Genomic DNA, 2,766 nt, shown 5'->3' on the forward strand with positions numbered 1-2,766 from the left:
CGAATTGGTCGATGCTCTCGTTCGAGCCGATCAGCACCATGATGTCGCCTTCATAGACATGGTCGTGAGAAGTCGGCGCGACGATAACCCCGCCCCCCCGGTTAAGTGCAATGATACTGCAGCCATACTTGGCGCGGGTATTGATCTCGGCGAGGCTTTTGCCGTTCATGCAGGCGGGAACAGTCAGCTCGACGATTTTGTACTCCTTGGACAGCTCGATGTAATCGAGCAGATACGGAGTCACCAGCTGATGCGCCACCCGGACCCCCATATCGCGCTCCGGAAAAATAACCCGGTCCACTCCAAGCTTCTCCAAGGCTCGTCCATGCAGGAGGGAGATCGCTTTGGCCACCACCATTTTGACGCCCAATTCCTTCAGGAGGATGGCAGTCAGGATGCTGCGCTCCATATTGTCTCCAATCGCCACGATGCCGCAGTCCAGGTTCCGAACGCCCAGCGACCGCATTACGCCCTCGTCCGTTGCGTCCGCCACGACGGCATGCGTCAGCTTGTCGGTCAATTCCTCCACCCGCTCCTCGCTATGATCAATGCCGAGCACCTCATAACCCATTCCCATCAGCTCAAGCGCCAGACTGGCTCCGAACCGTCCAAGACCAATGATTACAAATTGCTGTGCTTTCATTCCCGTCTATCCCCTTATCCGATAATCATTTTGCCTTCCGGGTAACGATACAATTCCTTACCCTTTTTCGGTCCCAGCGCATAAGCCAGCGTCAATACGCCCAGCCTTCCGGCGAACATGGTGAAGCAGATCAGGATTTTGCCCGGCGCGGAGAGCTCCGGCGTCAATCCAAGGCTGAGTCCCACAGTGGAAAAAGCCGATGTCGTCTCAAACAGCACGTTCAAAAAAGGCGTATTCTCCGTGGTGGAGAGCACCATAGAGACGGCGACGATCAGCAGCAGGGCCAGCAGGGTGATCGTCAGCGCCTTGAACACCCGTTCCTGGGCCAGCCGGTAGCGGAACAGCACGATATCCTCCCGGCCGCGCAGCATCGCTATCACCGCTCCGATCATGATGGTAAATGTCGTGGTCTTGATGCCGCCCCCCGTCGAGCCGGGAGAAGCCCCGATGAACATCAGAATGACGATAAAGAACTGCGAGGCTTGCCGGAGACCCGGCATGTCCAAGGTGTTGGCCCCGGCCGTTCGCGGGGTGACGGACTGGAAGAGGGCCCCCCATATTTTGCCGCCCCAGCCGAGCGAACCCAGAGTGCGCGGATTCGTAAACTCGAATATAAAGAGCACAACAGCGCCGGTCACGATCAGCGCGGCGGTCATGGACAGCACGACCTTGCTGTGCAGCGAGAGCCTGCGTTTCCGCCTGTAATCCATAATGTCCGACATGACGATAAAGCCGATGCCGCCGGAGACGATCAGGAACATGACCACTGTATTTACAACCGGGTCGGCCGCGTAGCCGGTCAGGCTGCGGTAGCCGCCGAACAGGTCGAAGCCAGCGTTATTGAACATGGAGACGGCATGAAATATCCCGAAGAAGACGGCTCGTCCCAGCGGCATATCAAAGGCCCACCGGATCGCAAGGAGCAGCGCGCCGCAGGCTTCGATGACCAGCGAATAGATCAGGACGCTGCGGATCAGCCGGACGATGCCTTCGATGGAGTTCTGATTCATCGCCTCCTGCAGCACCAGCCGCTCCCGCAGGGAGATGCGCCGGCGGAATACCAGAGCGAATAAAGTCGCCATGGACATGAAGCCCAGGCCGCCAACCTGGATCAGCAGCAAGAGAACGATCTGCCCGAAAGTCGAGAAGAAGGTGCCGGTATCATGAACAACCAGCCCGGTAACGCACGTAGCCGATGTGGATGTAAACAGCGCCTCCAGGAAGGTGATGCGATTCCCCGGGGCCAGCGAGATTGGCAGCATGAGCAGAAGAGCCCCGATCAAGATGATGACGGCAAATCCGATCACCATGATTTGGGGCGGGGACAGCTTCAGCCAGCGGAATTCGGAAGCCTTCGGAGCTTGTGAAGCCATATCCATTCCCTCCATTTATAAAATGCGCTCTTTCATCATATATTGTTCTTAGGCGATCGTATCAAATTTAGTGTGCAATTTCACTGTTTTTCAGCGCATTTCGCCATTTATAACCTAAAAAATGGCTTTTCGCACCCTGGCTGTGATATTTTAAGATAGTTGTACCGTTTTAGAAATCATATATTCAAGGAGGCGTTTCATGAATCCCGTCGGCCAACCTTTGCATCAGCGGCCTATCTCCAAAAGACTCGTTCTCGCAGGCCTTGCCGGTCTGATTTTGTTCGTCCTGTTCCAGATTGTCCCTCCCCTTGTTCAAGGCGGTCCCGGCAGCGAACAGGCGATCAGCAAATCGGAAGCCCGCGAGAAGGCGATCCGCTTTGCGGCGGAACAGCTTGGATACATACCGGAATCCGGCGACCAATGGATCGTCACTTATAAGTCGGATTCCTCTTTTTACGGCTACATGTCCCGGGAAAATCTGCTGGAGGACTACAGCAAAAGAAAGCTGGACCAACGCTATCCCTTCGACACCTTTCGTGTTTCCCTTGACTCCCGGGAGGATCAATGGGCGAATCTCGCGGTCGATCTGAACATGTACACCGGCGAGACGGTCGGTTTCACCCGTGTACCGGCGGGAGCCGGCAAGAAAGCGAACGAGACGGAAGCCGTCCTGACCGGCAAAGATGAGAGCGAGGACATCATCAGCAACGCTTCGCTTACGCCGGAGCAGAAGGAGCGGCTGGGGCAGGC

At 56.3% G+C, this 2,766-nt stretch carries 2 protein-coding genes and 1 pseudogene; 1 reads left to right on the forward strand and 2 read right to left on the reverse strand.

The features are described from left to right. Together L692_RS0111075 and L692_RS0111080 are read right to left on the reverse strand one after the other, a co-directional pair. On the reverse strand, positions 1-643 hold a 643-nt coding region (locus L692_RS0111075), incomplete at its 3' end, for a potassium channel family protein (protein WP_025699840.1). Positions 644-657: 14 nt separating this feature from the next. After that, positions 658-2,016 (reverse strand): TrkH family potassium uptake protein, encoded by a 1,359-nt coding sequence (locus L692_RS0111080; RefSeq protein ID WP_025699842.1) that lies wholly within the window; start codon positions 2,014-2,016, stop codon positions 658-660. Between the two features lie 199 nt (positions 2,017-2,215). Between L692_RS0111080 and L692_RS0111085 the strand changes: the two are divergent. Then, positions 2,216-2,766 (forward strand): annotated as a pseudogene (locus L692_RS0111085) (hypothetical protein); the annotation flags it as partial.

The sequence above is a fragment of the Paenibacillus forsythiae T98 genome, assembly GCF_000520735.1.
Lineage (GTDB): Bacteria > Bacillota > Bacilli > Paenibacillales > Paenibacillaceae > Paenibacillus_AQ > Paenibacillus_AQ forsythiae.